This is a genomic window from Serratia sp. (in: enterobacteria), from assembly GCF_052400455.1.
Lineage (GTDB): Bacteria > Pseudomonadota > Gammaproteobacteria > Enterobacterales > Enterobacteriaceae > Serratia > Serratia ureilytica.
Genome location: NZ_CP185812.1, coordinates 3,888,858 through 3,905,261, shown reverse-complemented (window position 1 = coordinate 3,905,261; position 16,404 = coordinate 3,888,858). Strand labels below are relative to the sequence as shown.

The 16,404-nt window shown below is 62.9% G+C and carries 13 protein-coding genes; 12 read left to right on the top strand and 1 reads right to left on the bottom strand.

All coding sequences use genetic code 11. The annotated features are described in order from the left end of the window. The first annotated feature begins 54 nt into the window (after nucleotides 1-54). From ACORQT_RS18915 to ACORQT_RS18865, 11 genes are all read left to right on the top strand, one after another. Nucleotides 55-1,677: an NAD+ synthase gene (locus tag ACORQT_RS18915; protein WP_042785221.1), complete on the top strand. Its 1,623-nt coding sequence runs from the start codon at nucleotides 55-57 to the stop codon at nucleotides 1,675-1,677. A 12-nt stretch (nucleotides 1,678-1,689) separates the two neighbouring features. Continuing rightward, nucleotides 1,690-2,028, top strand: coding sequence for a nitrogen regulatory protein P-II (gene glnB, locus ACORQT_RS18910; protein ID WP_004847623.1), 339 nt, complete (start codon nucleotides 1,690-1,692; stop codon nucleotides 2,026-2,028). A 217-nt stretch (nucleotides 2,029-2,245) separates the two neighbouring features. Then, a complete protein-coding gene (locus ACORQT_RS18905; protein WP_033644109.1) occupies nucleotides 2,246-3,169 on the top strand; it encodes a LysR substrate-binding domain-containing protein in 924 nt (307 codons plus the stop codon). Nucleotides 3,170-3,284: 115 nt separating this feature from the next. After that, nucleotides 3,285-4,748, top strand: coding sequence for a gamma-aminobutyraldehyde dehydrogenase (locus ACORQT_RS18900; RefSeq protein ID WP_042785220.1), 1,464 nt, complete (start codon nucleotides 3,285-3,287; stop codon nucleotides 4,746-4,748). A 73-nt stretch (nucleotides 4,749-4,821) separates the two neighbouring features. Further along, complete coding sequence (gene ydcS, locus ACORQT_RS18895; protein WP_444859262.1) at nucleotides 4,822-5,976, top strand: putative ABC transporter substrate-binding protein YdcS; 1,155 nt, start codon at nucleotides 4,822-4,824, stop codon at nucleotides 5,974-5,976. Between the two features lie 53 nt (nucleotides 5,977-6,029). Beyond that, entirely contained in the window at nucleotides 6,030-7,058 is a 1,029-nt protein-coding gene (locus tag ACORQT_RS18890) for an ABC transporter ATP-binding protein (protein ID WP_015378790.1), read from the top strand. A 1-nt stretch (nucleotide 7,059) separates the two neighbouring features. Then, on the top strand, nucleotides 7,060-8,004 hold the full coding sequence (locus tag ACORQT_RS18885) for an ABC transporter permease (protein WP_047025585.1): 945 nt from the start codon (nucleotides 7,060-7,062) through the stop codon (nucleotides 8,002-8,004). After that, nucleotides 7,994-8,800, top strand: coding sequence for an ABC transporter permease (locus tag ACORQT_RS18880; RefSeq protein ID WP_016929774.1), 807 nt, complete (start codon nucleotides 7,994-7,996; stop codon nucleotides 8,798-8,800). Before ACORQT_RS18885 ends, ACORQT_RS18880 begins: the two co-directional genes overlap by 11 nt. A 35-nt stretch (nucleotides 8,801-8,835) precedes the next feature. Beyond that, nucleotides 8,836-10,260, top strand: coding sequence for an aminobutyraldehyde dehydrogenase (patD, locus tag ACORQT_RS18875; protein WP_033651578.1), 1,425 nt, complete (start codon nucleotides 8,836-8,838; stop codon nucleotides 10,258-10,260). An 85-nt stretch (nucleotides 10,261-10,345) separates the two neighbouring features. Further along, nucleotides 10,346-12,256: an NAD(P)-binding protein gene (locus ACORQT_RS18870; protein WP_164057288.1), complete on the top strand. Its 1,911-nt coding sequence runs from the start codon at nucleotides 10,346-10,348 to the stop codon at nucleotides 12,254-12,256. Continuing rightward, nucleotides 12,253-13,437: a c-type cytochrome gene (locus ACORQT_RS18865; RefSeq protein ID WP_164057287.1), complete on the top strand. Its 1,185-nt coding sequence runs from the start codon at nucleotides 12,253-12,255 to the stop codon at nucleotides 13,435-13,437. Before ACORQT_RS18870 ends, ACORQT_RS18865 begins: the two co-directional genes overlap by 4 nt. Before the next feature lie 37 nt (nucleotides 13,438-13,474). Here the strand turns inward: ACORQT_RS18865 and hmpA are convergent, their stop codons facing one another. Then, the gene (hmpA, locus tag ACORQT_RS18860; RefSeq protein ID WP_164057286.1) at nucleotides 13,475-14,665 is read right to left on the bottom strand and encodes an NO-inducible flavohemoprotein; all 1,191 of its coding nucleotides are present in this window, start codon (nucleotides 14,663-14,665) and stop codon (nucleotides 13,475-13,477) included. Nucleotides 14,666-15,022: 357 nt separating this feature from the next. On the opposite strand from hmpA, the gene glyA reads away from it, so the two are divergent. Next, nucleotides 15,023-16,276 (top strand): serine hydroxymethyltransferase, encoded by a 1,254-nt coding sequence (gene glyA / locus ACORQT_RS18855; RefSeq protein ID WP_025303922.1) that lies wholly within the window; start codon nucleotides 15,023-15,025, stop codon nucleotides 16,274-16,276. Nucleotides 16,277-16,404: the final 128 nt, after the last annotated feature.

The following is a 16,404-nucleotide window of genomic DNA, read 5'->3' as shown; positions in this document are numbered from 1 at the left end:
CGGCGCGCCCCGGCGTAGAGCACCATGGAACGTATTAAGCGGGATCGTACACAAATGAGCAGATCACTTTCCATCGCCCTGGCCCAGCTGAACCTGCTGGTCGGCGACATTGAAGGCAACACCGAACGCATGTTGCAAATCGTGCAGGAGCAGCAGAAGGCGGGAGCCGATCTGGTCATGTTCACCGAACTGGCGCTGTCCGGCTACCCGCCGGAAGACCTGCTGTACCGCAATGATTTCTATCAGCGCTGTGATGCGCAGCTGCTGCGCCTGCAGCAGGCTTCCGCCGAGACGGCGATCCTGGTCGGCCACCCGTGGCGCGAAGGCGACAAGCTGTACAACGCGCTGTCGCTGTTTGCCGAAGGCCGCCTGCTGACCCGCTACTTCAAGCAGCAGTTGCCGAACTACGGCGTGTTCGATGAGAAGCGCTATTTCCACGCCGGCAACGACACCTGCGTGGTGGAACTGAAAGGCTACCGTCTGGGGCTGCTGATTTGCGAAGATCTGTGGTTCCCGGAGCCGATCGACGCCGCCAAGGCCGCCGGCGCGGAGATTATCCTGTCGATCAACGCTTCGCCGTATAACCGCGAAAAACCGTATATCCGCAAAACGCTGATGGCCGGCCACTGCCAGCGCACCCAGCTGCCGCTGGTGTACCTCAACCAGGTCGGCGGCCAGGATGAGCTGATCTTCGACGGCTGCTCCAAGGTCTTCGACGCCGCCGGCACCATGACCCACCGTCTGGCGGCCTTCGACGAGCAGGTCACTCGCCTGGCATTCAACGAGCTGGACGTGGTGCCGATGGCCGATCCGGCCGCCGAACTGCCGCAGCTGGCGCAGGTGTATCAGGCGCTGGTGTTGGCGGTGCGCGACTACGTGACCAAGAACGGTTTCAAAGGCGCGGTGCTGGGGCTGTCCGGCGGCATCGACTCGGCGCTGACGCTGGCGATCGCCGTGGATGCGTTAGGTAAAGACAAGGTGCAGGCGCTGATGATGCCGTTCCGCTATACCGCGGATATCAGCATCGCCGACGCCAAGGAAGAGGCGGAAATCCTCGGCGTGGAGTTCGATATCGTCTCCATCGAGCCGATGTTCGATGCCTTTATGGGCCAGCTGTCGCCGATGTTCGCCGGCACCGAGCGCGACACCACCGAAGAGAACCTGCAGGCGCGTTGCCGCGGGGTGGTGCTGATGGCGCTGTCCAACAAACGCCGCAGCATCGTGCTGACCACCGGCAACAAGAGCGAAATGGCGGTCGGTTACGCTACGCTGTACGGCGATATGGCCGGCGGTTTCGACGTGCTGAAGGACGTGCCGAAAACGCTGGTGTTCAAGCTGTCCGAATACCGCAACACCGTCTCCTACGTGATCCCGCAGCGGGTGATCGATCGTCCGCCGTCCGCCGAGCTGGCGCCGGATCAGGTCGATCAGGACAGCCTGCCGCCGTACGATATCCTGGATGCGATCCTGGAAGGCTACGTTGAGCGCGACAAGTCGGTCGCCGATCTGGTGGCCGAAGGCTTCGACGAAGCGATCGTGCGCAAGGTGATCCGCCTGGTGGACATCAACGAATACAAGCGGCGTCAGGCCGCCGTCGGGCCGCGCATCACCGCCCGTAACTTCGGCAAAGACCGCCGTTATCCCATCACATCCGGTTTTGGCCGCAAAAATTGGTAATAAGGAAAGAAGATGAAAAAGATCGACGCGATTATCAAGCCGTTCAAACTGGATGACGTCCGCGAAGCGCTGGCCGAAGTGGGCATCACCGGCATGACGGTCACCGAAGTGAAAGGCTTCGGCCGCCAGAAGGGCCACACCGAGCTGTACCGCGGCGCCGAGTACATGGTCGACTTTCTGCCGAAGGTGAAGATAGAGATCGTGGTTGCCGACGACATCGTCGACACCTGCGTAGAAACCATCATGCAGACGGCGCAGACCGGCAAGATCGGCGACGGCAAGATCTTCGTCTTCGACGTGGCGCGCGTGGTGCGCATCCGTACCGGCGAGCAGGACGAAGAAGCGATCTGATCCTCCGCAGGATCATCGGTCATCAGGGCGCAGCTTGCTGCGCCCTTGTCATTTCTGTCCCCCCGCACATCGCACTTCTTCGCCTCATTGTTCCCCCCATTTTTGCCTGTCGGCATTCTAAAAAAGCGAACGCTATAGCGTTTTTGATACTTTTCCCGATCGCTTCACGGCCGGCGTCTACACTCAACGCAATGTTTTTGCTTGAGGAATCACCCCCATGATGACGTTACGCCAAATCCGCCACTTTATCGCCGTGGCGGAAACCGGGTCGATCTCCGCCGGCGCCCAGGCGGTGTTTGTCTCCCAGTCTTCGCTGACGCTCGCTATCCAGCAGCTGGAGACCGAGATCGGCGTGCGGTTGTTCGAGCGCCACGCCAAGGGCATGACGCTGACCCATCAGGGGCATCAGTTTCTACGCCAGTCGTATCTGATCCTGGCGACGGTGGACAACGCCAAGCGCAGCCTGCAGATCGGCACCGAAAGCCTGACCGGCAAGCTGACCATCGGCGTCACCAGTCTGGTGGCGGGCTACTTCCTGGTGGAACTGCTCACGCGCTTTAAATCGGCCTATCCCAACGTCACCGTGCAGGTGGTTGAAGACGAACGCCCGTACATCGAGCATCTGCTGGTCAGCGGCGAGATCGACATCGGCGTGCTGATCTTGTCGAACATCGAGGACCGCGACGCGCTGCAGACCGAGGTGCTGATGCACTCGCCGTATCGCCTGTGGCTGCCGCCGCTGCACCCGCTGCTGGAGCACGAGAGCATCAGCCTGGCGGACGTGGCCAAACAGCCGCTGATCCAGCTCAACGCCGATGAGATGGACGTGCACGCGCGGCGCATCTGGGCGCGCGCCGGGCTGAAGCCGGAGATCGCCATGAAGACCGCCTCGACCGAGGCGGTGCGCAGTCTGGTGGCGGCGGGGATGGGGGTCTCCATCCAGCCGGACATGGCGTACCGCGCCTGGTCGCTGGAGGGCAATATGATCGAGGCGCGCAAGCTGGACGATCTGCTGGAGCCGCTGGATATCGGGCTGGCATGGCGGCGCGGCAGCGCGCGGCCGGAGCTGGTGACGCCGTTCCTCACCATCGCGCGCGAGAACGGCAGCAAACACGCCGCCGGGCTTAAGCATTCGATTTAATCGAACGCGGCGTTCAGTATTTAGAATTTGTTGCTCGCCAGAGGCTCGCTTAGGCTGATTAAAACTAACTTATTCACATTTGGTTAACGTTTTTGTCACTTAGGGGCGTCAGGCGATGGCGGATGTGCAGGTTCTCTCAGGTTTGTCCTGTCAGCAGTTCATTAACGGCCAGCTTATCGACGGCGAAGGCCAGCAGGAATGCATCGTCAATCCGGCCAACGGCGAGACGCTGATCGCCCTGACCGAAGCCTCTTCGGCGCAGGTCGGCAGCGCGGTAAAAGCCGCGCAGCAGGCGTTCGGCCATTGGTCGCGCACTACGCCGGCCCAGCGCGCCACGCTGTTGCTGCGCATCGCCGACGCCATCGAGCGGCAGGCGCCGCAGCTGGCGCAGCTGGAAGCCCTCAACTGCGGCAAGCCGCTGCATCAGGCGCTCAATGACGATCTGCCGGCGGCGGTCGACGTGTTCCGCTTCTTCGCCGGCGCGGTGCGTACGCAACAAGGGCAACTGGCCGGTGAGTATGTGCCGGGCCACACCTCGATGATCCGCCGCGATCCGATCGGCGTAGTCGCCTCGATCGCCCCCTGGAACTATCCGCTGATGATGGCGGCGTGGAAAATCGCGCCGGCGTTGGCGGCGGGCAATACCGTGGTATTCAAACCGTCCGAGCACACGCCGCTGACTATTTTGGCGCTGGTGCCGGCGCTGCAGGAGATCCTGCCGCCGGGCGTGCTGAACATCGTCTACGGCGGCGGTGAAGGGGTCGGCAGCCAGCTGGTGGGGCACCCGCAGGTGCGGCTGGTGTCGGTCACCGGCGATATCGTCACCGGGCAAAAAATTCTTCAGGCGGCGGCCAAAAGCGTCAAGCGCACCCATCTGGAGCTGGGGGGCAAGGCGCCGGTGATCGTCTGCGACGACGCCGATCTTGACGAAGTGGTCAACGGCATTCGCACCTATGGCTATTACAACGCCGGCCAGGACTGCACCGCCGCCTGCCGCATCTACGCGCAGGCCGGCATCTATCCCAAACTGGTGGACGCGCTGGGCGAGGCGGTCGCCAGCCTGCGCTTCGCCCGCAAGCGCGATCAGGACAACGAGATCGGCCCGTTGATAAGCAGCCGCCAGCGCGATCGCGTCGCCAGCTTTGTCGAGCGGGCGCTCAGCCAACCGCATATCGAATTGATCACCGGCGCCGCGGCGCACTCCGGGCCGGGATTCTACTATCAGCCGACCCTGCTGGCGGGCTGCCTGCAAAGCGACGAGATCGTGCAGCGCGAGGTGTTTGGCCCGGTGGTCAGCGTCACGCGCTTCGAGCATCTGGCGCAGGCGGTCGAGTGGGCCAACGACTCGGAATACGGGCTGGCTTCGTCGGTGTGGACGCAAAATATCGATCGGGCGCTGCACATTGCCGCCCATCTGCAGTACGGCAGCACCTGGATCAACACCCATTTCACCTTGGCGAGCGAAATGCCGCACGGCGGCCTGAAACGCTCCGGCTACGGCAAGGATCTGTCCAGCGATTCGCTGCAGGATTACAGCGTTGTCAGGCACGTAATGGCGAAGTTCAAAGCCAGCTTCTAGCGGTTCTATAAAGCAAAATCGGGCGGCAGCCGTTCCCTGCCGCACACAGATACGCAACACAGGGGTAATTACGATGAGAAAAACTACCGCAGTCACCACCACCGTCTCCGCGCTCTGTCTCACCGTGCTGTGCGGCCTGGCTCAGGCGGCCGATCTGCCGCAGTCGCTGGGCAAAGGCGAAGGCCGGCTGGATATCATCGCCTGGCCCGGCTACATCGAACGCGGCCAGTCCGACAAAAACTACGACTGGGTCACCCAGTTTGAGAAGCAAACCGGCTGTGCGGTGAACGTGAAGACCGCCGCCACCTCCGATGAAATGGTCAGCCTGATGGCCAAAGGCGGCTACGATCTGGTGACCGCCTCCGGCGACGGCTCGCTGCGCCTGATCTTCGGCAAGCGGGTACAGCCGATCAACACCGCGCTGATCCCGAACTGGAAGAACATCGATCCGCGCCTGCTGAACGGCGCCTGGTATACCGTGGACGGCAAAACCTACGGCACGCCGTACCAGTGGGGGCCAAACCTGCTGATGTACAACACCAAAACCTTCCCGACGCCGCCGGACAGCTGGGCGGTGATCTTCCAGCAGCAGAACCTGCCGGATGGCAAGAGCAACCAGGGGCGGGTGCAGGCTTACGACGGCCCGATCTACATCGCCGACGCGGCGCTGTTCCTGAAGGCCACCCAGCCGCAGCTCGGCATCAGCGATCCTTACCAGCTCAACGAAGAGCAGTATCAGGCGGCGCTGAAGCTGCTGCGCAGCCAGCACGCGCTGATCCACCGCTACTGGCACGATACCTCGGTGCAGATGAGCGACTTTAAAAACGAAGGCGTGGTGGCTTCCAGCGCCTGGCCGTATCAGGCCAACGCCCTGAAGGGCGAGGGGCAGCCGATCGCCACCGTGTTCCCAAAAGAGGGCGTGACCGGCTGGGCGGATACCACCATGTTGCACAGCGACGCCAAACACCCGAGCTGCGCCTACCAGTGGATGAACTGGTCGCTGGAGCCGAAGGTGCAGGGCGACGTGGCGGCTTGGTTCGGGTCGGTGCCGGCTTCGCCGGCGGGCTGCAAGGCCAGCGCGCTGCTGGGTGAGAAGGGCTGCGAAACCAACGGCTTCAATCAGTTCGACAAAATCGCCTTCTGGAAAACGCCTCAGGCGCAGGGCGGCAAGTTCGTGCCGTACAGCCGCTGGACCCAGGACTACATCGCCATCATGGGCGGCCGCTAAGCCGCGGGGCGCAGCCCGCTGCGCCCGAATCACATCCGTATGGAGCACAGAAAATGACCATTGCCGTGCAATTCATCGATGTTTCGCGGACTTTCGGCGATGTTCGCGCCGTGGATCGGGTATCCATCGATATTCAGGACGGGGAATTCTTCTCCATGCTCGGGCCGTCCGGCTCGGGCAAAACCACCTGCCTGCGCCTGATCGCCGGCTTTGAACAGCTGACTTCCGGCTCGATTCGCATTCACGGTCAGGAAGCCGCCAACCTGCCGCCGTACCAGCGCGACGTGAACACCGTGTTTCAGGATTACGCGCTGTTCCCGCACATGTCGGTGCTGGAAAACGTCGCCTACGGCCTGATGGTGAAGGGCGTCGCCAAACGCGAGCGGCTGGCGCGGGCGCAAGAGGCGCTGGAGAGCGTGGCGCTCGGTTTCGTTGCCGAACGCAAACCGGCGCACCTGTCGGGCGGCCAGCGTCAGCGCGTGGCGTTGGCGCGCGCGCTGGTCAATCGGCCGCGGGTGCTGCTGCTGGACGAGCCGCTCGGCGCGCTGGATCTCAAGCTGCGCGAGCAGATGCAGGGCGAGCTGAAGAAGCTGCAGCGTCAGCTGGGCATCACCTTTATTTTCGTCACCCACGATCAAAGCGAAGCGCTGTCGATGTCCGATCGGGTGGCGGTGTTCAATAACGGCCGCATCGAACAGGTGGATACGCCGCGCGAACTTTACATGCGGCCGAAGACGCCGTTCGTCGCCGAGTTCGTCGGCACCTCCAACGTGGTGCGCAGCGAGCTGGCGCAGCGCCTGCTCGGCGAAAGCCGAACCTTCTCGATCCGGCCGGAACATATCCGCCTGCTGGAGCAAGGCGGCGCGGCGCAGGACGAGATCCAGGTGCAGGGCACGCTGCAGGAAATCCATTACCAGGGCGCGGCCACACGCTATGAAATCGCGCTGAACGGCGGCGAAAAGCTGTTGGTCAGCCAGGCCAATCCGCAGTGGATCGCCGAAGGGCAACAGCGGCAGATCGGCCAGCCGATCGTCGCCTGCTGGCCGCGCGCGGCGATGGTGCCGCTGCTGGAGGAGAGGTGAGATGGACATGAGCATCGATTCCCCCTCGACGCGCGGCGGCACCGTGCGCGCGCTGTCGACCTGGCTTTATCGCCGGCCGACGCTGTATCTGCTTTTGCTGCTGGTGCCGCCGCTGCTGTGGTTCGGCGCGGTGTACCTCGGTTCGCTGCTGACGCTGCTGTGGCAAGGATTTTACACCTTCGACGATTTCACCATGGCGGTGACGCCGGATCTGACCTTCGCCAACCTGGCGGCGCTGTTCAACCCGGCCAACTACGACATTATCCTGCGCACGCTGACCATGGCGGTGCTGGTGTCGCTGGCCAGCGCGGCGCTGGCGTTCCCCATCGCCTATTACATGGCGCGTTACACCAGCGGCCGCGTCAAGGCGTTCTTTTACATCGCCGTGATGATGCCGATGTGGGCCAGCTATATCGTCAAAGCCTATGCCTGGACTTTGCTGCTGGCGAAAGACGGCGTGGCGCAGTGGTTCCTGCAGCACCTGGGGCTGGAGCCGCTGTTGGCTTCGTTGCTGACGGTGCCCGGCGTCGGTGGCAACACGCTGTCGACCTCGGGGCTGGGGCGTTTTCTGGTGTTCGTCTATATCTGGCTGCCGTTCATGATCCTGCCGATCCAGGCGGCGCTGGAGCGCCTGCCGCCCTCGCTGCTGCACGCTTCGGCGGATCTGGGCGCCCGGCCGGCGCAGACCTTCCGTCACGTCATTTTGCCGCTGGCGGTGCCGGGCATCGCCGCCGGGTCGATCTTCACCTTCTCGCTGACACTGGGCGACTTTATCGTGCCGCAGCTGGTGGGGCCGCCGGGTTATTTCATCGGCAGCATGGTGTACGCCCAGCAGGGCGCGATCGGCAATATGCCGATGGCCGCGGCCTTTACGCTGGTGCCGATCGTCCTGATCGCCATCTATCTTTCCATCGTCAAACGTCTGGGGGCTTTCGATGCACTCTGAACGCGCGCCCTTAGGGCTGAAGCTGGCCGCCTGGGGCGGACTTGTCTTCCTGCATTTCCCGTTGGCGATCATCGCCATCTACGCCTTCAACACCGAGGACGCGGCCTTCAGCTTCCCGCCGAAGGGCTTCACGCTGCACTGGTTCAACGTCGCCGCCGGGCGGCAGGACATTATCGATGCGGTGTTGCTGTCGGCGCAGATCGCCTGCCTGGCGACCGCCATCGCGCTGGTGCTCGGCACCCTGGCGGCGGCGGCGCTGTATCGGCGCGATTTCTTCGGCAAGGACAGCATTTCGCTGCTGTTGCTGCTGCCGATTGCGCTGCCGGGGATCGTCACCGGCCTGGCGCTGCTGGCGGCGTTCAAGGCGCTGAACATCGAGCCCGGCATCCTGACCATCGTCGTCGGCCATGCAACGTTCTGCGTGGTGATCGTGTTCAACAACGTCATCGCCCGGTTCCGCCGCACCTCGTACAGCCTGATCGAAGCGTCGATGGATCTCGGCGCCGACGGCTGGCAAACCTTCCGTTACGTGATCTTGCCGAACCTCGGCTCGGCGCTGCTGGCCGGGGGCATGCTGGCGTTCGCGCTGTCGTTCGACGAAATCATCGTGACCACCTTTACCGCCGGCCACGAGCGCACGCTGCCGCTGTGGCTGCTGAACCAGCTCGGCCGCCCGCGCGACGTGCCAATCACCAACGTGGTGGCGCTGTCGGTGATGCTATTGACCATGCTGCCGATCCTCGGCGCTTACTACCTGACCAAAGGTGGAGAAAGCGTCGCCGGCAGCGGCAAATAATTTCCTTACCCGACCTCTGACAAAAGGATAACCCTATGCAAAGCCAACTGTTGATTGACGGCCAACTGGTGAATGGCCAGGGCGCGACCCAGCCGGTGTATAACCCGGCGACCGGCGAAGTGATCGCGCAGGTGGCGGAGGCCAGCCCGGAGCAGGTCGATCGCGCGGTGCTGGCGGCGGACGCCGCGTTCGCCGCCTGGGGGCAAACCACGCCGAAGGAGCGCGCCGAGCATCTGCTCAAGCTGGCGGATCTGATCGACGAGCATGCCGAGACCTTCGCCAGGCTGGAGTCGCTCAACTGCGGCAAGCCTTATCACTGCGTATTGAATGACGAACTGCCGGCGGTGGCCGACGTGTTTCGCTTCTTCGCCGGGGCCAGCCGCTGCCTGACCGGCATGGCCGCCGGCGAGTATCTGGCCGGGCACACTTCGATGATCCGCCGCGATCCGCTCGGCGTGGTGGCCTCGATCGCGCCGTGGAACTACCCGCTGATGATGGCGGCCTGGAAACTGGCGCCGGCGTTGGCGGCGGGCAACTGCGTGGTGATCAAGCCTTCTGAGCAGACGCCGCTGACCACTTTCAAACTGGCCGAACTGGCCGCCGGGCTGTTCCCGCCGGGCGTGCTCAACGTGCTGTTCGGGCGCGGCGCCGGCGTGGGCGATCGGCTGACCGGGCATGACAAGGTGCGCATGGTGTCGCTGACCGGGTCGATCGCCACCGGCGAGCACATTATCGCCCACACCGCCGCCGGCATTAAGCGCACTCATATGGAGCTGGGCGGCAAGGCGCCGGTGCTGGTGTTTGACGATGCCGATCTGCAGCAGGTGGTCGACGGCATTCGCGGTTTCGGCTTCTACAACGCCGGGCAGGATTGCACCGCCGCTTGCCGCATCTACGCGCAGAAAAGCATTTATCCCGAGCTGGTCAAGCGGTTGGGCGAGGCGGTGGCCAGCCTGAAGATCGGCGCGCCGGACGACGAGAGCACCGAGCTGGGGCCGTTGATTACCGCCCAGCATCTGGAGCGGGTGGCCGGTTTTGTCGAGCGAGCCAAAGCGTTGCCGCACGTACAGGTGGTGACCGGCGGCGAGAAGGTGAAAGGGCCGGGCTACTACTTCCAGCCGACGCTGTTGGCGGGCGCGCGCCAGGACGATGAGATCGTGCAGCGCGAAGTGTTCGGCCCGGTGGTGACGGTGACGCCGTTCGACGACGAAGAGCAGGTGCTGGCCTGGGCGAACGAATCCAATTACGGGCTGGCGTCGTCCGTGTGGACCCGCGACGTGGGCCGCGCGCATCGCTTAAGCGCCCGCCTGCAATACGGCTGCACCTGGGTGAACACCCACTTCATGCTGGTGAGCGAAATGCCGCACGGCGGCCAGAAATTGTCCGGCTACGGCAAGGATATGTCGATGTACGGGCTGGAGGATTACACGGCCATTCGTCATGTGATGTTCAAACATTGATTTTACAGTAATTATCCGCACAATAGCGCGGCCTTCGAGCCGGCTCCGGCCGGCTGATGATAATAAAAATTGAAAGGAAGCCTATATGGGTATCACCAGACGCGATTTTCTCAACGGAGTGGCGATCACCATCGCCGCCGGGTTGACGCCGCTGCAAATCTTGCGCGCGTCGCCGCAAACCGCCAATCAAACCCTGTACTATCCGCCGGCGCTGACCGGGTTGCGGGGCAACCATCCGGGCTCGTTCGAGCATGCGCACCAGTTGGGGCGCGACGGCAAAACCTTTGATTTCGGCAGCGTACCCGCCGTTGAAGAGTTCGATCTGGTGGTGGTCGGCGCCGGCATCAGCGGGCTGGCGGCCGCCTGTTTCTGGCAGCAACTGAAAGGCGAGCGGCAGCGCATTCTTTTGATCGACAACCACGACGACTTCGGCGGCCACGCCAAGCGCAACGAGTTCAACAGCAACGACGGCATGCTGCTCGGCTACGGCGGCAGCGAATCGCTGCAGTCGCCGCGCTCCAACTTCAGCCCGGTGGCGATGGGGCTGCTGCGCAAGCTCGGCGTCGATATCGACCAACTGGAACAGGCTTTCGACACCACCTTCTACCCGGATCTGAACCTGAGCCGCGGCGTTTACTTCGATCGCAAGAACTTCGGTGTCGACAAGGTGGTGAGCGGCGATCCGGGGCGCACGGTGGCGGACGACATTCCGCGCGATCGGCTCAACGGCCGCTCTTATGAAGCGTTCATCGGCGATTTCCCGCTGCCGGAAAGCGATCGCCAGGCGCTGATCGCGCTGCACACGGTGGAGAAGGATTATCTGCCGGAGATGACGCTGGAGCAGAAGGTCGAGTGGCTCGATACCCACAGCTATACCCAGTTCCTGCGTGAAAAAGTGGGCCTGAGCGAATTGGCGATCCGCTATTTCCAGCAGACCACCAACGACTTCCAGGCGGTGGGTATTGACGGCACATCGTGCAGCGATGCGCGCATCTGCGATCTGCCGGGCCTTGACGGCATGAATCTGCCGCCGCTGGACGAAGAGTCGCAGGCGGATCTCGACGATCCTTACGTGTTCCACTTCCCGGACGGCAACGCCACGCTGGCGCGCCTGATGGTGCGCCAGCTGATCCCGGCGGTGGCGCCGGCCGGCAAGGACATGAACGACGTGGTGCTGGCCAAATTCGACTACAGCCAGCTCGATCGACCGGAATGGCCGGTGAAGCTGCGTTTGAACAGCACAGGTCTGCACGCGGCCAACGTCGGCGACAAGGTGGAAGTCACCTACATGACTGGCGAGAAGATGACCAAAGTGCGCGCCGGGCAGGTGGTGATGGCCGGCTACAACATGATGATCCCGTATCTGGTGCCGGAGATGTCGCACGAGCAGCAGGAGGCGCTGAAGCAGAACGTCAAGGCGCCGCTGGTGTACAGCAAGGTGGTGATCCGCAACTGGCAGCCGTTCATCAAGCTGGGTGTGCACGAGGTTTATTCGCCGGCCGCGCCGTACAGCCGCGTGAAGCTGGACTATCCGGTGAGCATGGGCGGCTATCAGCACCCGCGCGATCCGGATCGGCCGATCGGCCTGCATATGGTGTATGTGCCGACGCTGCCGGGCAGCGGCCTCAGCACGCGCGAACAGTCGCGCAAAGGGCGCGCGCTGCTGCTGGGCACGCCGTTTGAAGTGCACGAACAGATGATCCGCGAACAGCTGCAGGGCATGCTGGGCGAGGCCGGTTTCGATCATCAGCGCGACATTCAGGCGATCACCGTCAACCGCTGGTCGCACGGTTACTCCTACTTCCTCAACGGGCTGTTTGACGACGAAGACGAAGCCAAGAAAATCATCGAAACGGCGCGGCAGCCGATCGGCAAGATCGCTATCGCCAACTCCGATGCCGACTGGAGCCCGTACGCCAACTCGGCGATCGATCAGGCGTGGCGCGCGGTGAACGAACTGGCCTACGGCAAGGTTGCCGCCAAGGAGGGAGCATGAGTCTGCGTTCGCTGTACCTGTTGAGCCTGCTGGCCGCCGGCGGCTCGGCCCAGGCGATGTCGGCCGGGGAATACGTCGCCAAAGCCGGTGACTGTACCGCCTGCCATACCGCACCGGGCGGCGCCGAATTGGCGGGCGGCATGAAGTTCCCGACGCCGCTCGGGGCTATCTACGCCACCAACATCACGCCGGACAAGCTGCACGGCATCGGCGTTTACTCGTTCGAAGAGTTCGATCGCGCCATGCGTCAGGGGATCGCCAAAGACGGTCACCGGCTTTATCCGGCGATGCCGTACACCTCGTACGCCAAAATGAGCGCGGAAGACATGCGCGCGCTGTATGACTATCTGATGAACGAGGTGCCGGCGCAGAACGTCGCCAACCGCGCCAGCGACATCAGCTGGCCGCTGTCGATGCGCTGGCCGCTGGCGGTGTGGAACCAGCTGTTCCACGACGACCAGCCGTATCAGGCCGATCCGCAGCAAAGTGCCGAGTGGAACCGCGGCGCCTACCTGGTGCAGGGCGCGGGCCACTGCGGCAGCTGCCATACGCCGCGCGGTTGGGCGATGCAGGAGAAGGGGCTGGACGGTAAGGAACCGGTGTTCCTGAGCGGCGCCGAGCTGGACGGCTGGTACGCTTCCAACCTGCGCGGCCTGCCGCCGGAAGAGGTGACGGCGCTGCTGAAAACCGGCCGCAGCCGCCATGCGGCGGTCGCCGGGCCGATGAGCGAGGTGGTGGCCCACAGCACGCAGTACCTCAGCGACGGCGATCTGAACGCCATCGCGGTGTACCTGCGCAGCCTGGCGCCGGACCCCGTCGCCGGGGCCGCCTCGAAGGCTGCGCAGGCGGATAACCCGAGCGGCAAGGCGACCTATGCGATGTACTGCTCGACCTGCCACGGCAATAAGGGAGAGGGCACCGACTTCACCATCCCGGCGCTGGCGGGCAACGCCACGGTAACGGCGGACAATCCGCTGACCGCGCTGCGGGTGGTGCTGGAAGGGGCGCATACCCCGATCACGCAGCAGGCGATGGCGCTCGGGATGCCGGCTTACGGCTGGGCGTTGAACGATCGGCAGGCGGCCGACCTGATGAGCTATCTGCGGGGAAGCTGGGGCAACCAGGCGGCGCCGGTAACGGTGCAGCAGGTGCAGGACGCGCGCCAACTGCAGGCGAAATGAAGAGGGAGCGCGGTCTGACGGCCGCGCTCCGCAAGCATTACAGCACCTTATGCGGGCCGAAGCATTCGTAGTGGATGCGTTCGGCCTCTACGCCCATCTCCAGCAGCTGTTTGCCCACGAACTGCATGAAGGCCACCGGGCCACAGAAGTAATAGTGCATTTGCGGATCGGCCAGGCTGCCGCGCAGCGCGCTCAAATCCATCAATCCGCGGCTGTGGTAGTCGCGGCCTTCCACGTCATCGGCGCCCGGCTCGCGGTACCACACATGGCGGCTAAGATTCGGCATGCGCCCGGCAATACCCGCTACTTCCTCGGCAAAGGCATGCACGCTGCCGTTTTCCGCCGCGTGCAGCCAGTGGACCGGCGCCTGGTGTTGATTGTCGTGCAGGCTGTTGAGCATGCCGAGCATCGGGGTTTGGCCGACGCCGGCGGAGATCAGCGCCACCGGCGTGGTCGGCGCCACGTCGAGGAAGAAGTCGCCGTGCGGCGGGGCGATGTCGATCACGTCGCCTTCCTGCGCCTGCCGGTGTAGGTAGTTGGACACTTTCCCCTGATCTTCACGCTTCACCGCGATGCGGTAGAACTCGCCGTTTGGCGAGGTGGTCAGCGAGTACTGGCGAATTTCCTGATGCTCCAGGCTGTCGTGCTTGATGTAGACCGCCAGGTATTGCCCCGGTTTGAAGTCCGCCACCCGGCCGCCGTCCACCGGCGCCAGCACGAAGCTGCAGATCACGTCGCTCTGCGGCTGTTTCTTCAGGATGCGGAATGCGCGCAGATCGCGCCAGCCGCCGTTGTCGGTTTCGCTCTGCTGATAAATCTGCTCTTCACGCTGGATAAACACGTTGGCCAGCACGCCGTAAGCTTTGCCCCAGGCGTCCAACACTTCCTGACCCGGGCTGAACATTTCGTCCAGCGTCGCCAGCAGGTGGCCGCCGACGATTTGGTATTGTTCCGGCTGGATATTGAAGCTGGTGTGCTTCTGCGCGATGCGCTCCACCGCCGGCAGCAGCGCCGCCAGGTTCTCGATGTTGGCGGCATAGGCGCAGATGGCGTCGAACAACGCCTGACGCTGATCGCCGTTGCGCTGATTGCTCATATTGAAAATGTCTTTCAATTCCGGGTTGTGCGCGAACATGCGATCGTAAAAGTGGGCGGTCAGCTTCGGCCCGGTCGCAGCCAGCAGGGGAAGGGTGGATTTAACGGTGGCGATGGTTTGGCTATCCAGCATGGGAGCGCTCCTTGGGTTGGGATCTTGACGAGAATTTTAATGATGCATTTTAAATGCATCTTATTGAGTTCCACGCCGCTTGTAAATACCCTTGTTTTCGTTGCGGTGTTCTTCCGGCGTCGATCGCGCTCACAGAACATGAAAAAAGCGCATCGTTCGCATGAGGAAATGTCCGTTGATAAACGGCGGCGTTTAGCGGATCAAAGCCTTGCGCCGCCTTATGCCAATCGTTTGCGTAAAAACCTCTGTCAAGACCTATCTTCGGTGGGGCGAAACGGTTTACACTGTGGCCCAGAACCCAAACGGGTAGTTATTTGGTGATTTTTTAGTTAGCTGATTTAAGTCAGGAGATGCCGGATGTTAAAGCGTGAAATGAACATTGCCGATTACGATGCGGAACTGTGGCGTGCCATGGAGCAGGAAGTGGTGCGTCAGGAAGAGCACATCGAGCTGATCGCGTCTGAGAACTACACCAGCCCGCGCGTGATGCAGGCTCAGGGTTCCCAGCTGACCAACAAATACGCTGAAGGCTATCCGGGCAAGCGTTACTACGGCGGCTGCGAATACGTGGATATCGTTGAGCAGCTGGCTATCGACCGCGCCAAAGAATTGTTCGGCGCCGATTACGCCAACGTGCAGCCGCACTCCGGCTCCCAGGCTAACTTCGCCGTTTACACCGCGCTGCTGCAGCCGGGTGACACCATTCTGGGCATGAACCTGGCGCACGGCGGCCACCTGACCCACGGTTCCCCGGTTAACCTGTCCGGCAAACTGTATAACGTGGTGCCTTACGGCATCGACGACAAAGGTCAAATCGACTATGACGATCTGGCCAAACAGGCGCAAACCCACAAGCCGAAAATGATCATCGGCGGCTTCTCCGCTTACTCTGGCGTGGTTGACTGGGCCAAAATGCGCGAAATCGCCGACAGCATCGGCGCTTATCTGTTCGTCGACATGGCGCACGTGGCCGGCCTGATCGCCGCCGGCGTGTACCCGAACCCGGTACCGCACGCGCACATCGTCACCACCACCACCCACAAAACCCTGGCGGGCCCGCGCGGCGGCCTGATCCTGGCGAAGGGCGGCGACGAAGAGCTGTACAAAAAGCTGAACTCCGCCGTGTTCCCTGGCGGCCAGGGCGGCCCGCTGATGCACGTGATCGCCGGCAAGGCGGTGGCGCTGAAAGAAGCGATGGAGCCTGAGTTCAAGGTTTACCAGCAGCAAGTGGCGGTCAACGCCAAGGCGATGGTGGACGTGTTCCTGCAGCGCGGCTACAAAGTGGTCTCCGGCGGCACCCATAACCACCTGTTCCTGCTGGATCTGGTCGACAAAAACCTGACCGGTAAAGAAGCGGACGCTGCCCTGGGCCGCGCCAACATCACCGTCAACAAAAACAGCGTGCCGAACGATCCGAAGAGCCCGTTCGTCACCTCCGGCGTGCGTATCGGCACCCCGGCCGTGACCCGTCGCGGCTTCAAAGAAGCCGACGTGCGCGAACTGGCCGGTTGGATCTGTGATGTGCTGGACAACATCAACGATGAAGCCACCATCGAACGCACCAAGAAGAAAGTGCTGGATATCTGCGCCCGCCTGCCGGTTTACGCATAATCCCGCTTTTGCCTGAAAAAACCCGCTGCGGCGGGTTTTTTTGTGGCCGCTCGCGGCAAACTGTGAGCTGTCTGGCACTCTAACGCATTGACGTGGAATGAAGATTGCGGGCAGGTGTGAGCTCTGTC

What these genes read in the sequence shown, in the direction of transcription:
- ACORQT_RS18915 (WP_042785221.1), top strand. Translation starts at nt 55, where the DNA reads ATGAGCAGATCACTTTCCATCGCCCTGGCCCAGCTGAACCTGCTGGTC.
- glnB (WP_004847623.1), top strand. Translation starts at nt 1,690, where the DNA reads ATGAAAAAGATCGACGCGATTATCAAGCCGTTCAAACTGGATGACGTC.
- ACORQT_RS18905 (WP_033644109.1), top strand. Translation starts at nt 2,246, where the DNA reads ATGATGACGTTACGCCAAATCCGCCACTTTATCGCCGTGGCGGAAACC.
- ACORQT_RS18900 (WP_042785220.1), top strand. Translation starts at nt 3,285, where the DNA reads ATGGCGGATGTGCAGGTTCTCTCAGGTTTGTCCTGTCAGCAGTTCATT.
- ydcS (WP_444859262.1), top strand. Translation starts at nt 4,822, where the DNA reads ATGAGAAAAACTACCGCAGTCACCACCACCGTCTCCGCGCTCTGTCTC.
- ACORQT_RS18890 (WP_015378790.1), top strand. Translation starts at nt 6,030, where the DNA reads ATGACCATTGCCGTGCAATTCATCGATGTTTCGCGGACTTTCGGCGAT.
- ACORQT_RS18885 (WP_047025585.1), top strand. Translation starts at nt 7,060, where the DNA reads ATGGACATGAGCATCGATTCCCCCTCGACGCGCGGCGGCACCGTGCGC.
- ACORQT_RS18880 (WP_016929774.1), top strand. Translation starts at nt 7,994, where the DNA reads ATGCACTCTGAACGCGCGCCCTTAGGGCTGAAGCTGGCCGCCTGGGGC.
- patD (WP_033651578.1), top strand. Translation starts at nt 8,836, where the DNA reads ATGCAAAGCCAACTGTTGATTGACGGCCAACTGGTGAATGGCCAGGGC.
- ACORQT_RS18870 (WP_164057288.1), top strand. Translation starts at nt 10,346, where the DNA reads ATGGGTATCACCAGACGCGATTTTCTCAACGGAGTGGCGATCACCATC.
- ACORQT_RS18865 (WP_164057287.1), top strand. Translation starts at nt 12,253, where the DNA reads ATGAGTCTGCGTTCGCTGTACCTGTTGAGCCTGCTGGCCGCCGGCGGC.
- hmpA (WP_164057286.1), bottom strand. Translation starts at nt 14,665, where the DNA reads ATGCTGGATAGCCAAACCATCGCCACCGTTAAATCCACCCTTCCCCTG.
- glyA (WP_025303922.1), top strand. Translation starts at nt 15,023, where the DNA reads ATGTTAAAGCGTGAAATGAACATTGCCGATTACGATGCGGAACTGTGG.